The following is an 18,447-nucleotide window of genomic DNA, read 5'->3' on the forward strand; positions in this document are numbered from 1 at the left end:
GAATGAGCGTTTTTGTTAACAAAGATACAAAAGTCATTGTTCAAGGGATTACAGGATCGCAAGGATTATTCCATACGAAGCAAATGCTTGAATACGGAACGAAAATTGTTGGCGGTGTAACGCCAGGAAAAGGCGGTACAGAAGTCGAAGGAGTTCCGGTATTTAATACGGTTTCTGAAGCGGTTGCAAAAACAGGAGCAAATGCCTCTGTTGTTTATGTTCCGCCTGCATTTGCTGCGGAAGCGATTATGGAAGCAGTTGATGCGGAATTAGACCTTGTTGTCTGCATTACAGAAGGCATTCCTGTGCTTGATATGGTCAAAGTGAAACGCTACATGGAAGGAAAGAAAACGCGTTTGATCGGACCGAACTGCCCTGGCGTGATCACACCAGAAGAATGCAAAATCGGCATTATGCCTGGCTACATCCATAAAAAGGGCCATGTCGGTATCGTATCTCGCTCTGGCACATTGACATACGAAGCGGTACATCAGTTGACGCAAGCAGGAATTGGGCAATCTACAGCAGTTGGTATCGGTGGCGACCCTGTCAACGGTACAAACTTTATCGATGTTTTAAAAGCATTTAATGAAGATGAAGAAACCTATGCAGTCATTATGATTGGTGAAATCGGCGGTACAGCAGAAGAAGAAGCGGCTGAGTGGGTCAAAGCGAACATGAAAAAGCCGGTAGTCGGCTTCATTGGCGGTCAAACAGCGCCTCCTGGAAAACGTATGGGCCATGCTGGTGCGATCATTTCCGGCGGCAAAGGGACAGCAGCAGAAAAAATTAAGAAAATGAATGAATGCGGCATTAAAGTAGCGGATACTCCTGCTGTGATCGGCGAAACATTAATTGCCGTGTTAAAAGAGCAAGGGCTTTATGAAAAATGTAAAACACATTAATCAATAAGGAGCAACCGTCCCGCATGCAAGAGCCCGTCCGCTCAGTGCGGGATGGTTTTTTGCATACAAAGGATAACTGACGTCCTTTATTGTGTGAGAGCGGTTTTTTGACAAGGGGCATAAATGGGTAAACGAAAATTCAACATGTGTGATTGTTCTCAGTCATTCGACAGTCGAAATCAAGCCGTTGTTTCAGCGAAAAAGTGAAGCGGTTGATATGCCAAGTTGCAGCTCAAATAGATAACTTGAAAAATCGCTATGTTATTTGTGCCAATGAAGAAATCACCTCCATGATTGCCTCTCTCCTACATCATGGATCAAACTAGGTGGGTGTCTCCATCAAGATCGTTTGCTTTTCTCCTGTCACCATTTACGATTCGCATGCGTTTCCCCGATCATGATATTGCTAGTTTTATGGGCATTAGCCCATCAACACACTTGGATAGAGATCGAATAAAAAGACGGAACCATGAGTCTATTCAGAGGTAGAATCCTATTTTTTTCGACGGTCTTTGACCGTCATAGATACTGACGGACACCTCCGATTGGATTGATAGAATTCAAATCAGCTAGACTGGATGGCGCCGCTAAAAAGAAAGGCTGACAGGTGAGCTCAGCTCTATATAAATCGCTGGTCAAGCGGTGTTCTTGTTCCAGAAGAAGAAAATTTGTGGTCATGTGTTTCCGTATATGTGTCTGATGCAGCTGTGTTTGAAAGGATTTTAAGAGAGGAGAGACGAAATGTATACCTCGCTTCGTGAACGTCTGATTCATCTTCATCATTGTCGCGGTGCAGGCTGGAAAACGATTCATCGCCTCTTGCAACAAGATCCATCGCTTTCTTCGATTTTTTCACTCTCTTATTCAACTCTTGCTTCCTCCATGTCGATTTCTCCCGAACAATATTCTTTGTTTTTCCAAGATTTACATTCCATTGATATTCAAAGTATGATAAAAACATATAGGGACAAAAATATTCATATCGTTACTGTTTTTGATGACATTTATCCGAAGTGGCTCAAACACATCTTTGCCCCGCCTTGGGTGTTATATGCCAAAGGGAATATTGAATGGCTTTCATCTTGTAAAATGATCAGTATGGTTGGAACGAGAAAGCCGACCGAGGAAGGGATTCGTGCTCTGCGCCTTTTAGTGCCGCCGTTGATTCAGCATGACTGGACGATTGTCAGCGGCCTTGCTTTAGGAATTGATGCAGCTGCGCATCAAACGGCTGTCCAATCCGGGGGAAAAACGATTGCCGTCATTGCCGGAGGAGTCGAGCATATTTATCCCAAACAAAATCGCTCACTGGCAGAAAAGCTAATGAATGAACATTTAGTGGTTTCAGAATATCCGCCGCACACAAAGCCGCAAAAATGGCAATTTCCGCTGCGAAATCGGATTATTAGCGGCTTGTCGCTTGGAACGGTTGTCGTTCAAGCAAAAGAGAAAAGCGGTTCACTCATTACTGCTTCCCTTGCCTTGGAAGCGGGAAGAGAGGTGTTTGCGGTGCCGGGCTCCATTTTTCTTGAGCAGGCAGATGGAACCAATCAATTGATTCAGATGGGCGCAAAGCTTGTCCGTTCTTCGTGGGATATTATGGAGGAGTTCTCCGCTATTTTTCCATTAAAATAAAAAATTTTTTTACATCTTGTTTGACAAATGTCATAAGAATCATTAATAATAATGAAGATTTTAAATATAACCTCTTAAGGGAGGAAACGGTATGTCAGATTATCTCGTCATTGTTGAATCACCAGCAAAAGCAAAGACGATTGAACGATATTTAGGAAAAAAGTATAAAGTAAAAGCCTCGATGGGACATATTCGCGATTTGCCGAAAAGCCAAATGGGCGTTGACATAAAAAATAATTATGAACCAAAATATATTACCATTCGCGGCAAGGGGCCAGTCATTAAAGATTTGAAAACAGCGGCTAAAAAAGCGAAAAAAGTCTTTTTAGCGGCTGACCCGGACCGTGAAGGAGAAGCGATCGCTTGGCATCTAGCCCATATGCTTGATCTTGATATTCATTCCGATTGCCGTGTGGTCTTTAATGAGATTACAAAGGATGCGATCCGTGAATCCTTCCAGCATCCTCGGGCGATCAATATGCATTTGGTGGATGCCCAGCAAGCTCGACGTGTTCTTGACAGACTTGTAGGCTATAATATTAGCCCGTTGCTTTGGAAAAAAGTAAAAAAGGGGCTAAGCGCGGGAAGAGTGCAATCCGTTGCTTTGCGGTTGATCATTGATCGCGAAAAAGAAATTAAAGAATTTCAGCCTGAGGAATATTGGTCCATTCAAGCGGAATTTGTGAAGCAAAATGAAGTGTTTACGGCGTTTTTTTATGGATTGGATGGACAAAAACTCGATTTAAAACAGGAAAAGGATGTCAAGCTCGTTTTAGAACGCCTCAAAGGCCAATATTTTACGGTGAAATCGGTAACGAAAAAGGAGCGGAAGCGAAACCCGGTGCCGCCATTTACGACCTCATCTCTGCAACAAGAAGCGGCGCGTAAGCTGAATTTCCGCACCAAAAAGACGATGATGCTCGCTCAGCAGCTCTATGAAGGGATTGATCTTGGAAGCGAAGGAACGGTCGGTTTAATTACATACATGCGCACGGACTCAACACGTGTCTCTGAGTCAGCGCAAAATGAAGCGCTTTCGTATATTGAAAAAGCATTTGGAGCAGAGTACGTAGCACAAGAAAAGCGAAAAGAAAAGAAAAATACAGCAGCTCAAGATGCTCACGAAGCGATTCGCCCTACATCTGTATTTCGCGATCCTAGCTCGGTAAAGCCATATTTGAGCCGCGATCAATTTCGGCTTTATAAACTGATTTGGGAACGATTTGTCGCCAGTCAAATGGCTCCTGCGCTTTTGGACACGATGAGTGTCGATTTAGAAAACGGGGGAGTGATTTTCCGCGCTAGCGGCTCCAAAGTAAAATTTGCTGGATTTATGAAAGTATACGTGGAGGGGACAGATGACCAGACGGATGAGCAAGATCGTTTACTTCCTGACCTTCAAGAAGGAGAAAAAGTGATTGGAAAGGACATAGAACCGAAGCAACATTTTACACAGCCGCCTCCGCGCTATACGGAAGCTAGATTAGTCAAAACGCTGGAGGAGCTTGGAATCGGTCGCCCGTCGACTTATGCTCCAACCTTGGACACGATTCAAAAGCGCAATTATGTTGTGCTGGAAAATAAACGATTTGTGCCAACGGAGCTTGGGGAAATTGTCTTGGAATTAATTTTAGAGTTTTTCCCAGAGATTTTAGACGTCGAATTTACAGCGAAAATGGAAAAAAGCTTAGATGAGATTGAAGAGGGGAAAATTCAATGGATTCAAGTGATTGATGAATTTTACAGCGGATTCGAAAAAAGCTTGCAAATTGCGGAAAAAGAGATGAAGGAAGTCGAAATCAAGGATGAACCGGCTGGGATTGATTGTGAAGAATGCGGAAGCCCGATGGTTTATAAGATGGGAAGATTCGGCAAGTTTATTGCCTGCTCCAATTTTCCGGATTGTCGTCATACAAAGCCGATCGTGAAAGAAATCGGTGTAAAATGTCCGCAATGCGGCGAAGGAAATCTTGTTGAACGAAACAGCAAGAAAAGGCGAATATTTTATGGATGCGATCAGTTTCCAGCCTGTGATTTTATGTCGTGGGATAAACCGCTTGCGCGCCCTTGTCCAAAATGTGAAGGATTACTAGTAGAGAAAAAATTAAAAAAAGGCATACAAGTTCAATGTAATCAATGTGACTACCAAGAGAAACCGCAAGCATGATCGGTGGGCGACCGTCAGTCCTCACCGTTTTTATGCGTAACGAAGGAGGAAATGAAGCATGATTGTCAATGTTATTGGTGCAGGATTAGCAGGAAGCGAAGCCGCGTGGCAGCTTGCTACCCGCAACATTCATGTCCGTTTATACGAAATGCGTCCTGTGAAACAAACGCCAGCCCATCATACGGATAAATTCGCTGAGCTGGTTTGCAGCAATTCACTGCGCGCCAATTCGTTAACGAATGCCGTTGGCGTGCTCAAAGAAGAGATGAGAATGCTCAATTCGGTCATCATCAAAGCGGCAGATGAGTGCTCTGTGCCTGCTGGAGGAGCACTGGCGGTGGATCGGCATGAATTTGCGGCCCGTGTCACCGATTTTGTTCAAAACCATCCAAATGTAACGGTCATCCGTGAGGAAGTGACAGACATCCCGACTGGGCCAACGATTATTGCCACAGGACCTCTTACGTCTCCTACATTATCTGAAAAATTAAAAGAGCTGACGGGAGAAGAGTATTTGTATTTTTATGATGCAGCCGCCCCTATTGTTGAAAAAGAAAGCATCGATATGGAAAAGGTGTATAGAAAATCTCGCTATGATAAAGGGGAAGCCGCCTATTTGAATTGCCCGATGACGGAGGAAGAATTTGACCGCTTTTATGAAGCGCTTATTTCAGCAGAAACAGCGCCGTTAAAGGAATTTGAAAAAGAAATTTATTTTGAAGGATGCATGCCGATTGAAGTCATGGCGAAACGCGGAAAGAAAACGCTGCTATTTGGTCCGATGAAACCGGTCGGCCTCGAAGATCCGCGCACAGGAAAAAGACCGTTTGCGGTAGTTCAGCTTCGCCAAGACGATGCAGCAGGAACGTTATACAATATCGTTGGTTTTCAAACTCATTTGAAATGGGGAGCACAAAAGGAAGTATTCCGTTTAATTCCAGGGCTTGAAAATGCGGAAATTGTTCGCTATGGAGTGATGCATCGCAATACGTTTATTAACTCGCCAAAACTTCTCCGTCCGACTTATCAATTGAAGGAGAGAGAGGATTTATTTTTTGCTGGACAAATGACGGGAGTCGAAGGATATGTAGAGTCGGCCGCCTCCGGATTGGTAGCAGGTATCAACGCGGCGCGCCTTGTGCTCGGCCAGGAGCTGACCGTTTTCCCGCCCGAAACAGCGATTGGCAGCATGGCTCACTATATTACGTCGACAAATCCGAAGCATTTTCAGCCAATGAACGCGAATTTCGGCCTGTTTGCCCCTCTTGAAGAAATGATTAAAGATAAAAAGCGCCGTAATGAAGAGTATGCTAAGCGAGCATTGGACACTATTCAGAATTTTATAAAAAAATAATTGCAAGGGCTGCTAAATCTATGTTAATATTTAGTAGCCCTTGTGAGGTGTTAAGAATGGAAAATTTGAAAATTTCGTTACAATTATTCGTAGAATATTTACAAATCGAAAAAAACTATTCACAATATACTATTGCGTGCTATACACGCGATATTGAGCAGTTTTTCGAGTTTATGCATGAACAGGCGCTGGAACGTTTAGATGAGGTAACGTACAGCGATGTTCGATTATATTTGACGAAGCTGCATGCCGAACAACTGCTGAGCCGTTCAATTTCCCGAAAGATTTCGAGCTTACGAAGTTTTTATAAATTTTTAATGAGGGAAAAGAAAGTAACGGAAAATCCGTTTGCTCTCGCATCATTGCCGAAAAAAGAGCAAAAAATCCCCCGTTTTTTATATGAACAGGAATTAGAAGCCTTATTTCATGTCAATGATTTAAATACAGCGATTGGTCAGCGAAATCAAGCGTTAATTGAACTGCTTTATGCGACGGGCATCCGTATTAGTGAATGTTGTCACATTCACTTGTCTGATATTGATTTTTCCCTTGCAACCATTTTGATTTACGGGAAAGGGAACAAACAGCGCTATGTGCCATTCGGTAGTTTTGCGAAGCAAGCGCTGGAACGGTATGTACAAAAAGGGCGAAATGAGCTTTTAGCCAAAAGCAAAACAGCGAATCATTCTTTGTTTTTAAACTTTCGGGGAAGTCCTTTAACACCTCGAGGGGTGCGTTATATTTTGAACGAAGTTGTGGAGAAGGCTGCATTAACGCAAAAGGTAAGCCCGCACGTATTCAGACATACATTTGCCACCCATTTGCTTAACGAAGGAGCGGATATGCGCACCGTTCAAGAGCTATTGGGACATGCGCATCTTTCATCGACGCAGATATACACGCACGTGACGAAAGATCGTCTCCGCCACGTTTATTTGCACACGCATCCGCGTGCTTAGACTTCCATAAAGGAGGGTTTATATGGAGCAATTCCATGCTACAACAATTTTTGCGATTCAACATAACGGCGCCTGCGCCATGGCTGGAGATGGCCAAGTGACTTTTGGGAATGCGGTGGTCATGAAACATACAGCTAAAAAAGTTCGGAAGCTTTTTAACGGAAAAGTATTAGCGGGATTTGCTGGTTCCGTTGCGGATGCGTTCACATTGTTTGAAATGTTCGAAGGGAAATTAGAAGAGTTTAATGGGAACTTGCAACGTGCGGCGGTTGAACTGGCGAAGGAATGGCGCAGCGATAAAATATTGAGAAGACTGGAAGCGATGCTGATTGTGATGGACGAACGCCATTTGCTTCTAGTATCAGGAACAGGTGAAGTGATCGAACCGGATGATGGCGTTTTAGCGATTGGTTCAGGAGGAAACTACGCGCTTGCTGCTGGTCGGGCCTTAAAGCAATACGCGGGCGGACAAATGACGGCTAAGGAAATTGCCAAAGCCGCTTTAGAAATTGCTTCTGATATTTGCGTGTATACCAATAGCCACATTATTGTGGAAGAACTGTAGCGAGGGGGAGAAATGATGAACCTAACACCTCGACAAATTGTAGAAAAGCTGGATCAATTTATTGTCGGTCAAAAAGAAGCCAAAAAAGCAGTCGCGGTTGCGCTAAGAAATCGCTATCGGCGCAGTTTGCTTGATGAAAAGCTGCGCGACGAGATCGTACCTAAAAATATATTGATGATCGGTCCCACAGGAGTAGGGAAAACCGAGATTGCGAGAAGAATCGCTAAGCTTGTCGGGGCGCCGTTTGTCAAAGTGGAAGCAACGAAGTTTACAGAGGTTGGCTATGTTGGACGCGATGTTGAGTCTATGGTGAGAGATCTTGTTGAAACATCTGTTCGTTTAGTGAAAGAGCGGAAAATGTATGAAGTGAAAGATCGCGCTGAGCAGCAAGCCAATAAACGTCTCATCGAGCTTTTAGTTCCTGGAAAACCGAAGCAGACGATCAAAAATCCGCTTGAGATGCTATTTGGCGGCCAAACATCACAGCAGGATTCGACGACTTACGGCCAAGATGACCAACATATCGAGCAAAAACGGAAACAGGTAGCTGCCCAGCTTGCCAATGGTGAGCTTGAGGACGAATTGGTGACGGTGGAAATCGAAGAGCAGCAAACGACTGTTTTTGATTTTTTGCAAGGGGCCGGCATTGAGCAGATGGGCATGAATATGCAGGATGCTTTAAGCAGTTTGATGCCAAAACGGCTCAAAAAACGAAAATTGAAGGTAAGTGAAGCACGAAAAGTGTTAACCAATGAAGAAGCGCAAAAGCTGATCGATATGGATGAAGTGACACAAGAGGCGGTGCAGCTGGCAGAACAGTCTGGTATTATTTTTATTGATGAAATCGACAAAATTGCCAGAAAGGGCCAGAGCGCTTCTTCAGCCGATGTATCACGTGAAGGGGTGCAGCGCGACATTTTACCGATCGTAGAAGGCTCAACGGTGATGACAAAATATGGTCCTGTCAAAACAGACTATGTTTTGTTCATTGCTGCTGGAGCGTTTCATATGTCGAAGCCGTCCGATTTGATTCCTGAGTTGCAAGGGCGCTTCCCGATTCGGGTAGAACTATCCAAGTTGACGGTAGATGATTTTGTGAAGATTCTTATTGAGCCTGACAATGCTCTGATTAAACAATATATGGCTCTTCTTGCTACAGAAGGTATACAACTTGAATTTTCTGACGATGCTATTCGTAAGATTGCTGAAGTGGCGTTTGAAGTCAATCAAACAACAGACAATATCGGGGCAAGACGGCTTCATACAATTCTGGAGAAGCTGCTTGAGGATCTATCATTTGAAGCGCCTGATATTGCACTAGAAAAAGTGGTAATTACACCGCAATATGTTGAACAAAAATTAGGTAATATTGTAAAAAATAAAGACTTAAGCGAATTTATTTTGTAAATGAATTTGAATAGGAGGATATAGATCATGAATTTGTTACAGAAAACACGAACGATTAATGCGATGTTACAGAAAGCAGCCGGAAAGCCTGTAAACTTTAAAGAGATGGCAGAAACTCTTTGCGAAGTGATTGAAGCTAATATTTTTGTCGTCAGCCGCCGTGGGAAGCTATTAGGCTTTGCGATTAAGCAATCGATTGAAAATGAGCGGATGAAAAAAATGCTTGAGGATCGCCAATTCCCAGAAGAATATACCAATAGTCTGTTCAATATTACGGAGACCTCTCCTAATTTGGATATTAACAGCGAATATACGGCGTTTCCAGTAGAAAACCGAGATTTATTTAAAACCGGGTTAACGACGATTGTGCCGATTAATGGGGGGGGAGAACGCCTGGGCACGCTGATTTTGTCCAGACTTGACCGCCAATTTGAGGATGATGATCTCATCTTGGCTGAATATGGAGCTACTGTCGTTGGTATGGAAATCTTGCGTGAAAAAGCAGAAGAAATTGAAGAAGAAGCAAGAAGCAAAGCGGTTGTACAAATGGCGATCAGCTCGTTATCCTACAGCGAGCTTGAGGCAATCGAGCACATTTTTGAAGAGTTAGAAGGAACAGAGGGGCTGCTTGTTGCCAGCAAAATCGCTGACCGAGTGGGCATTACGCGTTCGGTCATTGTCAACGCGCTTCGCAAGCTTGAGAGTGCAGGCGTCATTGAATCTCGTTCTCTTGGTATGAAAGGAACGTATATTAAAGTATTAAACGATAAGTTTTTAACAGAGCTTGAAAAATTAAAAACAAACTAATGCAAGAGCTGCTTTTTTGGCAGCTCTTTTTTATCTATCTCGAACGAAGCTAACCATTTTGCTTCGGAAGTGCAATCCAATGCAACTATATTTCTTCTTCAAATAAGCAGGTAAGGATCAGACGGACGATTGAACAACATCGCTTCCATGTTTTTTAGTCAACATTCATGTTTAGCTTATGTCGATTTTTCAATCCGAATCTATAGAGATGAAAAGAAAGGAAAGAGGCATTTACGCTATTGTGCGTATGTTTAATAACGATACAAGCTAATATCAATTCCTATGAAAAAATAGTACAATATTCCGGCTATACATCATTTAGGCGTTATTTTAAAATATAGAATATCAAATATTGTCGAAAAAAGAAAAAAAGAGGGGATTACGCTTGGAAATCTTTTCACCAACATTTGCGCGCTTAGAGCAAGGATTGGACTATGCGTCGCTAAAGCAAAAGGTGATTGCCAATAACATTGCGAATGCCGATACGCCAAATTACAAAGCAAAGGAGGTTCGTTTTAAAACCGAACTAGATCAGGCTATGTCTTCGTTTGAAGCTTATCGAACGAATCCGAAGCATTTTGCATTTGCTAGTAAAAATACTGGCAATTTTTTAGTGACGACAAGAAGTGATATGGTATACAATCATAATGGAAACAGTGTCGATGTAGATAGAGAAATGTCGGAATTAGCGGAAAATCAAATTTATTACAACGCATTGATCGAGAGATTAAATGGGAAGTTCAATTCTTTAAAAACGGTTATTAAAGGAGGGAAGTAATGTATGTCCATTTTTCAAAGCCTAAATACCACGGCTTCTGCATTAACGGCGCAGCGTTTGCGGATGGATGTCATTTCCTCCAATATGGCGAATGTGGATACAACGCGTGCCCAATTTGTCGACGGACAATGGCAGCCATATCGACGCAAGATGGTCGTATTGGAGCCGAATGAAGGCGGTTTTTCTTCTTATCTTCAAAAGGCAATAGATGGACAGGCGTCGGTTGGAGGGGGAGTAAGGGTCGCCAAAATCGTCGAAGATGAAACGCCTTTTAAGCTTGTTTACGACCCGACCAATCCGGATGCTAACCAAGATGGATATGTACAGCTCCCAAATGTCGATCCTCTAAAAGAAATGGTAGATTTAATGAGCGCAACCCGTTCTTATGAAGCCAATGTGACAGTGTTCAATGCAACAAAAGGCATGTTAGTCAAGGCTTTAGAAATCGGAAAATAAAGGAGAGTAAAAAATGATTAACGGGATACAGAACAGCTTTTTTTCGACTGCAGCGCCCTCTTCGTCTATAAAGGCAGCGGATGTGCAAAAATCGTTTGCTAACTTTTTGAAAGATGCGATTCAGCAGGTAAACGACCAGCAGGTTGCAGCCGACCAACTAACCGATAAGCTAGTTAAAGGAGAAAACGTTGATCTGCATCAAGTCATGATCGCTGCTCAAAAAGCCGGCATTTCTTTGCAGTTAGCAGTGGAAGTCCGAAATAAAGCTGTTGAGGCATACCAAGAAATGATGAGAATGCAAGTATAATCAACGCGCTAACAAACTGGCAATCTATTATCGCAATAATCGGGGGAATATTATGTATGAATGAAAGAGTGAAAGAATGGCTCAACCGATCCACATCGTTTTGGAGGGGGAGAACGAAGGCTCAAAAAGCCATGGCGCTAGGTGCTCTTCTTCTTTTTCTTGTCATTGTTGGGGTTGCGTCATTTTTTGCCACAAGAACGAGCTTTGTACCATTATATAGCAACCTTTCGCCGCAGGAAGCTGGACAAATTAAAGCGACGCTCGATCAAAAGGGAATCGATTCCCAAGTGACCGATAACGGAACCACGATTGAAGTGCCGGAGAAAATGGCGAATACACTGAAGGTGGAATTAGCGGCCGAAGGGATTCCGAACAGCGGAAGCATCGACTACTCCTTTTTTGGAAAAAATGCAAGCTTTGGGATGACAGATAACGAATTTAATGTAGTAAAACTCAAAGCGATGCAAACAGAATTGGCCAATCTGATTAAAAATATTGACGGGGTCGAGGATGCCAAAGTCATGATTAATCTTCCCCAGCAGTCCGTATTTGCGTCAGAGGATCAAGGAGAGGCGTCCGCTTCAGTCGTTCTTAAAACAAAGCCAGGATACAAATTTACAGATGAGCAAGTTAGAGCGCTCTATCATCTCGTGTCAAAAAGTGTTCCGAATCTTCCTACTGATAATATCGTCATGATGAATCAATATTTTCAGTATTTTGATCTAAAAAATAATGAAGAAAATTCGACAGCTACGGCGTTTACGCAGCAAAACGAAATCAAAAAGCAAATTGAACGCGATATCCAGCGACAAGTCCAACAAATGTTAGGCACGATGATGGGACAAGACAAAGTGGTTGTATCGGTTACAGCGGATGTTGATTTTACGCAGGAGAACCGTGAGGAAAATTTAGTGACCCCGGTTGATGAGCAAAACAATGAAGGAATTGCTGTCAGTGTGCAGCGGATTAGAGAAACTTATTCTGGACAAGGTGCCCAACCAGGAGGAGTGGCCGGGACCGGTGAAAATGACATTCCAGGCTATCAAGCAGCAACTGACGGCTCAAATGGCGATTATGAAAAAACAGAAGAAACGATCAATAATGAAGTAAACAGAATTAAAAAGAATATTGTTGAAAGTCCATACAAAGTAAGAGATTTAGGGATCCAAGTGATGGTTGAACCACCAAATCCCCAAAATCCTAACTCTTTATCGCAGCAAACCATTGATGATATTCAGAAGATTTTAGGTACGATCGTTCGAACTTCGATTGATAAGCAGGATGGTCAAACGTTAAGCGATCAAGATATCCAAAACCGCATCGTCGTATCTGTGCAAAAATTTAATGGGAAAACCGATTTTGCACAGCCGCAGCCAACCATTCCGACATGGGCGTATATTGCAGGGGGAATTGGTGCTGCTGCTATTATCGGCTTACTGATTTACTTCTTGCTGCGCAGACGGAAAAGGGTGGAGGAAGAAGAGGAAGACTTTATTGAACAGCCTCCTTTATCCGATCTTCCTGATGTGACGGAGGAACGGGAAACAGAAGTGACAATTCGACGCAAGCAGCTTGAAAAATTGGCACGAGAGAAGCCGGATGAATTTGCTCAATTGCTAAGAACGTGGTTGGCTGAGGACTAGGAGGAATGAAGATGGCCAAAAAAGAGAGAAAAGGAGAATTAACAGGCAAACAGAAAGCTGCCATACTCCTCATTTCTCTTGGACCAGATGTATCAGCATCTGTCTATAAGCATTTATCGGAGGAAGAAATTGAAAAGCTCACACTTGAGATTTCTAATGTTCGCCAAGTAGCGACGCAAGAAAAAGAGGAAGTGCTGGAGGAGTTTCATCAAATTGCTTTAGCGCAGGATTATATTGCTCAAGGCGGCATTGCTTACGCGAAAGAAGTACTTGAAAAAGCGCTTGGCTCGGAAAAAGCGCTGAACATTATTAACCGTTTAACATCCGCTTTAATGGTGCGGCCGTTTGACTTTGCTCGCAAAGCCGATCCGGCTCAGCTGTTGAACTTTATTCAAAATGAACATCCACAGACGATCGCTCTTGTGCTTTCCTATTTAGATCCGGCGCAAGCTGGCCAGATTCTGTCGTCGCTGCCGCAGGAAATGCAGGCGGATATCGCGCGCCGAATTGCGCTGATGGACAGTACGTCGCCTGAGGTGATCAACGAAGTTGAGCAAATTTTAGAACGGAAGCTTTCAACGACCGTTGTCCAAGATTACACGCAAACAGGTGGCATCGAAGCGGTGGTGGAAGTTTTAAACGGTGTAGACCGAAGCACGGAAAGAACGATTTTAGATGCGCTTGAAATTCAAGATCCAGAGCTTGCAGAAGAAATCAAGAAACGAATGTTTGTCTTCGAAGATATTGTTACCCTTGATAACCGTGCGATTCAGCGTGTCATTCGTGAAGTTGATAACAATGATTTAATGCTGGCACTGAAAGTTTCAAGTGATGAAGTGAAAGAAATCGTCTTTCGCAATATGTCGACGCGTATGGCGGAAACCTTCAAAGAGGAGATGGAGTTTATGGGACCGGTTCGCCTCCGCGATGTGGAGGAAGCACAATCGCGTATTGTTGCGGTCATTCGCCGTCTTGAAGAAGCTGGAGAAATCGTTGTAGCGCGCGGCGGAGGAGATGATATTATTGTCTAATGTGATCAAAGCTCCTTTTACAACAACGTCCCATGGCAGCAAAAAAGTAATTGAAGTGAAGCATTATTTTCCGCAGCCAGCAGTCTCAGCCGTTTCGCAAGAAATAGATGGACATGCTCACGCTCAGTTCATCATTGAGCAAGCAAAGGAAGAAGCGAAGCTGATGAAGCAAGAAGCAGAACAATATTGCCAGTCTTTGAAAGAAAACATATGGCAAGAGAAGGAAAATTGGTTGGCCGAAAAACAGCGGCTTATGGCGGCAGCGCAACAAGAAGGATATGAAGCCGGATATAGTCAAGGAAAAAATGAAGCGCTTCATGCTTTTCAAGAATTAATGAATGAAGCAAGAAACATCGTGCAAACAACCAACCAACAGTTTTATGAACAAATTGAATCATCAAAAGAAACCATCCTGTTGATCGGCTTAAAGGTAGCGGAGCGAATATTGGGGGAAAAGCTGGCGGAAAATCACGATTCCTTCCTTCATCTTGTGCAAAGAGCGATCAAGGAGGTTAGGGAACAATCAGAAGTGAAGCTATATGTTCATCCATTGCATTATCAAACACTTGTTCAGCAAAAGGATGAATTAAGGGCGATTTTTAGTCAGCCAGTAGACATTTTTATTTATCCTGACGAACGGTTAGCAGAGGGCGGCTGCATGATTGAAACGCCTTTTGGCCGCATTGATGCAAGTGTTGACACTCAATTGCAACAAATCAAACAAAAGCTGCTTAAGTGGCTTGAGGAGGAGTAATTTTTTGAATTGGCCAGCTCTTTTTCAAGAGATCGAAACCATTGATTCGTATAAGCGATTTGGTAAAGTAACGCGCGTGATTGGATTAATGATTGAATCAAAAGGTCCTGAAAGCTCCATTGGCGATGTTTGCTTTATTCATGTGGGCGGAGGAAGAAAGAAGCAGAAGATTGCTGCTGAGGTGGTAGGATTTCGCGAACAGCATGTGCTTTTAATGCCTTTTTCAACCGTTCAAGATATTTCGCCGGGATGCATAGTGGAAGCGACAGGCCAGCCGCTGCAAATAAAAGCGGGAATGGATCTAATCGGCAAGGTTCTTGATTCGCTTGGCCAGCCTCTTGATGGTAGCCTTCTCCCTAAAGGGCTGCGCTCCATTTCGATTGAGCAAGAGCCGCCTAATCCGCTGTCAAGACCGCCGATTGATGAACCGGTGGAAGTAGGAGTCAGATTGATCGATAGCTTGCTGACAGTAGGAAAAGGACAGCGTGTGGGCATATTTGCTGGTTCAGGAGTAGGCAAGAGTACACTTCTTGGGATGATTGCCCGCAACACAAACGCAGACCTAAATGTGATTGCGCTTATTGGCGAACGGGGACGTGAAGTGCGGGAGTTTATCGAACGAGATCTCGGCCCTGAAGGCTTGGCTCGTTCCGTTGTGGTGGTTGCGACATCAGATCAGCCTGCGCTTATGAGAATTAAAGGCGCCTATACCGCAACGGCTATTGCCGAATATTTTCGCAATAGGGGAATGAATGTCATGCTGATGATGGATTCCGTGACACGTGTGGCCATGGCGCAGCGGGAAGTGGGACTAGCGATCGGTGAGCCGCCGACAACCAAGGGCTATACTCCTTCTGTTTTTGCCATTTTGCCCAAATTGCTGGAACGGACAGGAACAAATGAACACGGAACCATTACGGCTTTTTATACGGTTTTAGTAGATGGTGACGATATGAATGAACCGATTGCTGATACGGTCCGAGGAATTTTAGATGGGCATTTTGTTCTTGAGAGAAGCTTGGCGAATAAAGGTCAGTATCCAGCTATTAATGTTTTGAAAAGCATCAGCCGTGTCATGAATTATATTATTGGGCCAGAGCATAAAGCGGCAGCTGAACGATTCCGTCATCTTCTTTCAACCTATATAAACGCGGAAGATTTAATTAATATCGGTGCGTATAAAAGAGGTTCTTCTAAAGACATTGACGAAGCCATTCGCTACTATCCAAAGCTGCTTGCATTTTTAAAACAAGATACTCACGAAAAATTGACAAAAGAAGAGAGCATTCAAGAACTGCTTCAGCTTGTACATTCGGGGTGAATAAAACATGGAGCATGTGTTTAAATTTGAAAAAATATTGACCATTAGAGAAAAAGAAAAAGAGAGAGCGCTAGGAGAATATAACGAAGCGGTGAAGCGCTTTGAAGAAGCAGCGGAAAAGCTGTACCATTTTCTGAAGCAAAAAGAAGATTACGAGGAAATGTACAAGCAAAAATTAAAAAATGGATTGCCCATTCAAGACATTCGTCATTTTCGGCAATTTGTCATGAATTTGGAGCGCACCATTTCTCATTATCAGCAGCTTGTGATCGAAACGCGTGAGCAAATGTTTCTCAAGCAAACAAAGGTAGCTGAAGCGAATATTGAAGTAAAAAAATATGAAAAAATGAAAGACAAGCATATAGCAGCTGTGCTTCAAGCTATTCAAACTATGGAAAATCACTGGATGGATGAAATCTCAATTCAACAATTTGTGAATCGCAGAAATTAGGTGAGACGATGAAGGAGCAAGAAATGGAAAAAGAAGAAAAAGTAAGCAAGCTGCAATGGTTCTTGTTTGTCATCATCATCCCATTATTGTTTACAATCACATTGGCACTGATTATTACCACGATTGCAGGAGTGAATGTGTTTGACATCGCCAAAAAGTACGGTGCTGATCTTCCAGGGATTTCACAGTTAGTCGGTAGCAAGCAGCCATCATCTGAGCAGGCTTTAAAGGAGAATATGTTGGAGAAGCAAGCTACGCTCGAAGAAAAAACGGCACAAGTGAAAAAGCTTGAAACCGAAGTCAAAAATAAACAGAGTGAAATTGAAGCACTAAAGAAAGAAATTGAACGGTTAAATGCCCAACTGGAATCCCAGCAGCAGACCGACACATCACCAACAACCGAAGCAAAAAAACTCACTGTTCAAGATGTTGCTCAAATGTATGGAGAAATGTCACCGAAAAATGCCGCCGCCATCATTCCGAAAATGTCGGATCAGGAGGCGCTTAACATTCTTGCGATATTAGGCAGCGAGAAGGCCGCCGCTATTCTGGAAAAAATGTCTCCGGAAGAAGCAGCTAAATATACGGCGCTACTAACGAAAGCAGCCCAAGCGGCTAATAATTAGGAAAGGAGGGGAGATCATGAGAATTGGCACTTATACTCAATCGCTTTTTCCGTCTTCTTCGGTTTCTGGGGATAAGGCACAAACGTTGAACGCAAAAGGACAAACACAAGAAGGAAGTTTATTTCAGCAGCTGCTTCAATCGGCGACGTTTGATTCTGCAGATTCCAGCATGAAAGCAAATGAGATGGCAACAAAAGACCATATAGAACGAAATGAACACCAAGACGATCTGTTGACCAAATGGGTGGATTTGCTCTTGCTGCTGCTGCCGGCTGATATGCAGCAGACGTTGCATGAGCAGTTTGAAACAAACCCAGCTTCTCTTCAGCCATCCAGCGTTCCGCAAACGGCTGCATGGATAAAACAAATGCTCTCAGAACAAATGACATGGATGCAGAACAATAGCGCGCAGGGCGCAGAGCCAATATCGTTATTGGAGGAATGGCTGTCATTGCAGCCAAATCGCGATGAGTTGGGACCAATGATCAATGTAGAAACATTGGTAAATTTCTTGCAAAACAAAAAGGCTCAGCAAGCGAGCAGTGATCCTCGGAATGGCCGTTTTTCGGCGCTTTTCAATGGAGGAGCAGCCGCAGCTGTCAACACCTATCGAAACGGGAGCTATCCACATCAGCTGACCTTTCCACCTAGCAGCTTTTCTTCAGCCTTCAGCTCGACTGCCGGATATCATCCGGATTCGCTGGCTCAGTTAACGAAAGCCGCGAATCACAAGCAGGGGGATGTTCAAACAATGGCTCAGCCGTTTTTCAATCAGGCTCAACCAACGCTGTTTTCGCAAAATACAGAGCCGGTCATTTCACTGCCTGAGAACACCTCGGCTAATGGTAGCAGCGAGCAACTAATCCGGCAATTTACAAGTATTATAAAATCGAGTAAATTCACCAATTTAGGAAATGGACAATCACAGCTTGTGATTCGCCTTCATCCAGAACATTTAGGAACGTTGACAGTAAAGCTTGTTCAGGAAAACGGACAGATGATGGCGAAAATCATCGCCTCAAGCCGTTCGGCAAAAGAACTAATAGAAGCAAACATCCAGCAAATGGCTCATGTGATACCAGCTCAGCACGTTACAATCGAGCAATTTGATGTGCGCGCACACTCACCGTTGCCTTCTTATGAACAATCATTCAGTCAGCACGAGCGAAACAGAGAGGGACAACCTGATCAAGAACAGCGCCAGCCGTTTGAGCAAGACAAGGAGCTTCCATTTCAGGAGTCTTTTCTTCATGAATTGTTAAATATTGAAGCATAGGAGCG

The 18,447-nt window shown here is 43.5% G+C and carries 18 protein-coding genes; all 18 read left to right on the forward strand.

The annotated features are described in order from the left end of the window. Positions 1-2 precede the first annotated feature (2 nt). The 18 genes from sucD (at position 3) to GRQ40_RS06700 (ending at position 18,442) form a co-directional block, all read left to right on the forward strand. Entirely contained in the window at positions 3-905 is a 903-nt protein-coding gene (sucD, locus tag GRQ40_RS06615; protein ID WP_044746156.1) for a succinate--CoA ligase subunit alpha, read from the forward strand. Positions 906-1,646: 741 nt separating this feature from the next. After that, a complete protein-coding gene (gene dprA / locus GRQ40_RS06620; protein ID WP_066147241.1) occupies positions 1,647-2,540 on the forward strand; it encodes a DNA-processing protein DprA in 894 nt (297 codons plus the stop codon). A gap of 91 nt (positions 2,541-2,631) precedes the next feature. After that, positions 2,632-4,707, forward strand: a complete 2,076-nt coding sequence (gene topA, locus GRQ40_RS06625; RefSeq protein WP_044746154.1) for a type I DNA topoisomerase — start codon at positions 2,632-2,634, stop codon at positions 4,705-4,707. Positions 4,708-4,765: 58 nt separating this feature from the next. Continuing rightward, positions 4,766-6,061 carry an FADH(2)-oxidizing methylenetetrahydrofolate--tRNA-(uracil(54)-C(5))-methyltransferase TrmFO gene (gene trmFO / locus GRQ40_RS06630; RefSeq protein ID WP_159719596.1) on the forward strand — a complete coding sequence of 432 codons (1,296 nt, stop codon included), beginning with the start codon at positions 4,766-4,768 and terminating at the stop codon, positions 6,059-6,061. A 56-nt stretch (positions 6,062-6,117) separates the two neighbouring features. Then, entirely contained in the window at positions 6,118-7,020 is a 903-nt protein-coding gene (gene xerC, locus GRQ40_RS06635) for a tyrosine recombinase XerC (protein ID WP_159719597.1), read from the forward strand. A gap of 22 nt (positions 7,021-7,042) precedes the next feature. Beyond that, entirely contained in the window at positions 7,043-7,585 is a 543-nt protein-coding gene (gene hslV, locus GRQ40_RS06640; protein ID WP_066147245.1) for an ATP-dependent protease subunit HslV, read from the forward strand. 15 nt (positions 7,586-7,600) lie between these two features. Then, positions 7,601-8,992: an ATP-dependent protease ATPase subunit HslU gene (gene hslU, locus GRQ40_RS06645; protein WP_369815491.1), complete on the forward strand. Its 1,392-nt coding sequence runs from the start codon at positions 7,601-7,603 to the stop codon at positions 8,990-8,992. Positions 8,993-9,019: 27 nt separating this feature from the next. Continuing rightward, positions 9,020-9,799 (forward strand): GTP-sensing pleiotropic transcriptional regulator CodY, encoded by a 780-nt coding sequence (gene codY, locus GRQ40_RS06650; protein ID WP_044746149.1) that lies wholly within the window; start codon positions 9,020-9,022, stop codon positions 9,797-9,799. 385 nt (positions 9,800-10,184) lie between these two features. Then, the gene (gene flgB / locus GRQ40_RS06655) at positions 10,185-10,577 is read left to right on the forward strand and encodes a flagellar basal body rod protein FlgB (protein ID WP_066147247.1); all 393 of its coding nucleotides are present in this window, start codon (positions 10,185-10,187) and stop codon (positions 10,575-10,577) included. A 3-nt stretch (positions 10,578-10,580) separates the two neighbouring features. Further along, complete coding sequence (flgC, locus tag GRQ40_RS06660; protein ID WP_044746147.1) at positions 10,581-11,033, forward strand: flagellar basal body rod protein FlgC; 453 nt, start codon at positions 10,581-10,583, stop codon at positions 11,031-11,033. Positions 11,034-11,046: 13 nt separating this feature from the next. Beyond that, entirely contained in the window at positions 11,047-11,340 is a 294-nt protein-coding gene (gene fliE, locus GRQ40_RS06665) for a flagellar hook-basal body complex protein FliE (RefSeq protein WP_044746146.1), read from the forward strand. Between the two features lie 56 nt (positions 11,341-11,396). Continuing rightward, positions 11,397-12,983, forward strand: a complete 1,587-nt coding sequence (gene fliF / locus GRQ40_RS06670) for a flagellar basal-body MS-ring/collar protein FliF (RefSeq protein WP_066147249.1) — start codon at positions 11,397-11,399, stop codon at positions 12,981-12,983. A gap of 11 nt (positions 12,984-12,994) precedes the next feature. Further along, a complete protein-coding gene (gene fliG, locus GRQ40_RS06675) occupies positions 12,995-14,014 on the forward strand; it encodes a flagellar motor switch protein FliG (RefSeq protein ID WP_044746144.1) in 1,020 nt (339 codons plus the stop codon). Beyond that, positions 13,998-14,768 carry a flagellar assembly protein FliH gene (gene fliH, locus GRQ40_RS06680; protein ID WP_159719598.1) on the forward strand — a complete coding sequence of 257 codons (771 nt, stop codon included), beginning with the start codon at positions 13,998-14,000 and terminating at the stop codon, positions 14,766-14,768. The genes fliG and fliH overlap by 17 nt, the downstream gene beginning before the upstream one ends. Before the next feature lie 4 nt (positions 14,769-14,772). Further along, the gene (fliI, locus tag GRQ40_RS06685) at positions 14,773-16,089 is read left to right on the forward strand and encodes a flagellar protein export ATPase FliI (protein WP_044746142.1); all 1,317 of its coding nucleotides are present in this window, start codon (positions 14,773-14,775) and stop codon (positions 16,087-16,089) included. Between the two features lie 7 nt (positions 16,090-16,096). After that, positions 16,097-16,540, forward strand: a complete 444-nt coding sequence (fliJ, locus tag GRQ40_RS06690) for a flagellar export protein FliJ (RefSeq protein ID WP_066147252.1) — start codon at positions 16,097-16,099, stop codon at positions 16,538-16,540. Between the two features lie 8 nt (positions 16,541-16,548). Next, entirely contained in the window at positions 16,549-17,166 is a 618-nt protein-coding gene (locus tag GRQ40_RS06695; RefSeq protein ID WP_066147254.1) for a MotE family protein, read from the forward strand. Positions 17,167-17,182: 16 nt separating this feature from the next. Then, positions 17,183-18,442 carry a flagellar hook-length control protein FliK gene (locus tag GRQ40_RS06700; RefSeq protein WP_159719599.1) on the forward strand — a complete coding sequence of 420 codons (1,260 nt, stop codon included), beginning with the start codon at positions 17,183-17,185 and terminating at the stop codon, positions 18,440-18,442. Positions 18,443-18,447 lie beyond the last annotated feature (5 nt).

Origin of the sequence: Anoxybacillus sp. PDR2, assembly GCF_009834045.1 — a bacterium.
Taxonomy (GTDB): Bacteria; Bacillota; Bacilli; order Bacillales; family Anoxybacillaceae; genus Anoxybacteroides; species Anoxybacteroides rupiense.

Bases quoted from the DNA above. Each gene is read 5' to 3' on its own strand.
- codY (WP_044746149.1), top strand. From the start codon at position 9,020: ATGAATTTGTTACAGAAAACACGAACGATTAATGCGATGTTACAGAAA.
- fliH (WP_159719598.1), top strand. From the start codon at position 13,998: ATGATATTATTGTCTAATGTGATCAAAGCTCCTTTTACAACAACGTCC.
- trmFO (WP_159719596.1), top strand. From the start codon at position 4,766: ATGATTGTCAATGTTATTGGTGCAGGATTAGCAGGAAGCGAAGCCGCG.
- fliF (WP_066147249.1), top strand. From the start codon at position 11,397: ATGAATGAAAGAGTGAAAGAATGGCTCAACCGATCCACATCGTTTTGG.
- topA (WP_044746154.1), top strand. From the start codon at position 2,632: ATGTCAGATTATCTCGTCATTGTTGAATCACCAGCAAAAGCAAAGACG.
- hslU (WP_369815491.1), top strand. From the start codon at position 7,601: ATGAACCTAACACCTCGACAAATTGTAGAAAAGCTGGATCAATTTATT.
- fliG (WP_044746144.1), top strand. From the start codon at position 12,995: ATGGCCAAAAAAGAGAGAAAAGGAGAATTAACAGGCAAACAGAAAGCT.
- flgC (WP_044746147.1), top strand. From the start codon at position 10,581: ATGTCCATTTTTCAAAGCCTAAATACCACGGCTTCTGCATTAACGGCG.
- GRQ40_RS06700 (WP_159719599.1), top strand. From the start codon at position 17,183: ATGAGAATTGGCACTTATACTCAATCGCTTTTTCCGTCTTCTTCGGTT.
- GRQ40_RS06695 (WP_066147254.1), top strand. From the start codon at position 16,549: ATGAAGGAGCAAGAAATGGAAAAAGAAGAAAAAGTAAGCAAGCTGCAA.
- xerC (WP_159719597.1), top strand. From the start codon at position 6,118: ATGGAAAATTTGAAAATTTCGTTACAATTATTCGTAGAATATTTACAA.
- dprA (WP_066147241.1), top strand. From the start codon at position 1,647: ATGTATACCTCGCTTCGTGAACGTCTGATTCATCTTCATCATTGTCGC.
- sucD (WP_044746156.1), top strand. From the start codon at position 3: ATGAGCGTTTTTGTTAACAAAGATACAAAAGTCATTGTTCAAGGGATT.
- fliE (WP_044746146.1), top strand. From the start codon at position 11,047: ATGATTAACGGGATACAGAACAGCTTTTTTTCGACTGCAGCGCCCTCT.
- hslV (WP_066147245.1), top strand. From the start codon at position 7,043: ATGGAGCAATTCCATGCTACAACAATTTTTGCGATTCAACATAACGGC.
- fliJ (WP_066147252.1), top strand. From the start codon at position 16,097: ATGGAGCATGTGTTTAAATTTGAAAAAATATTGACCATTAGAGAAAAA.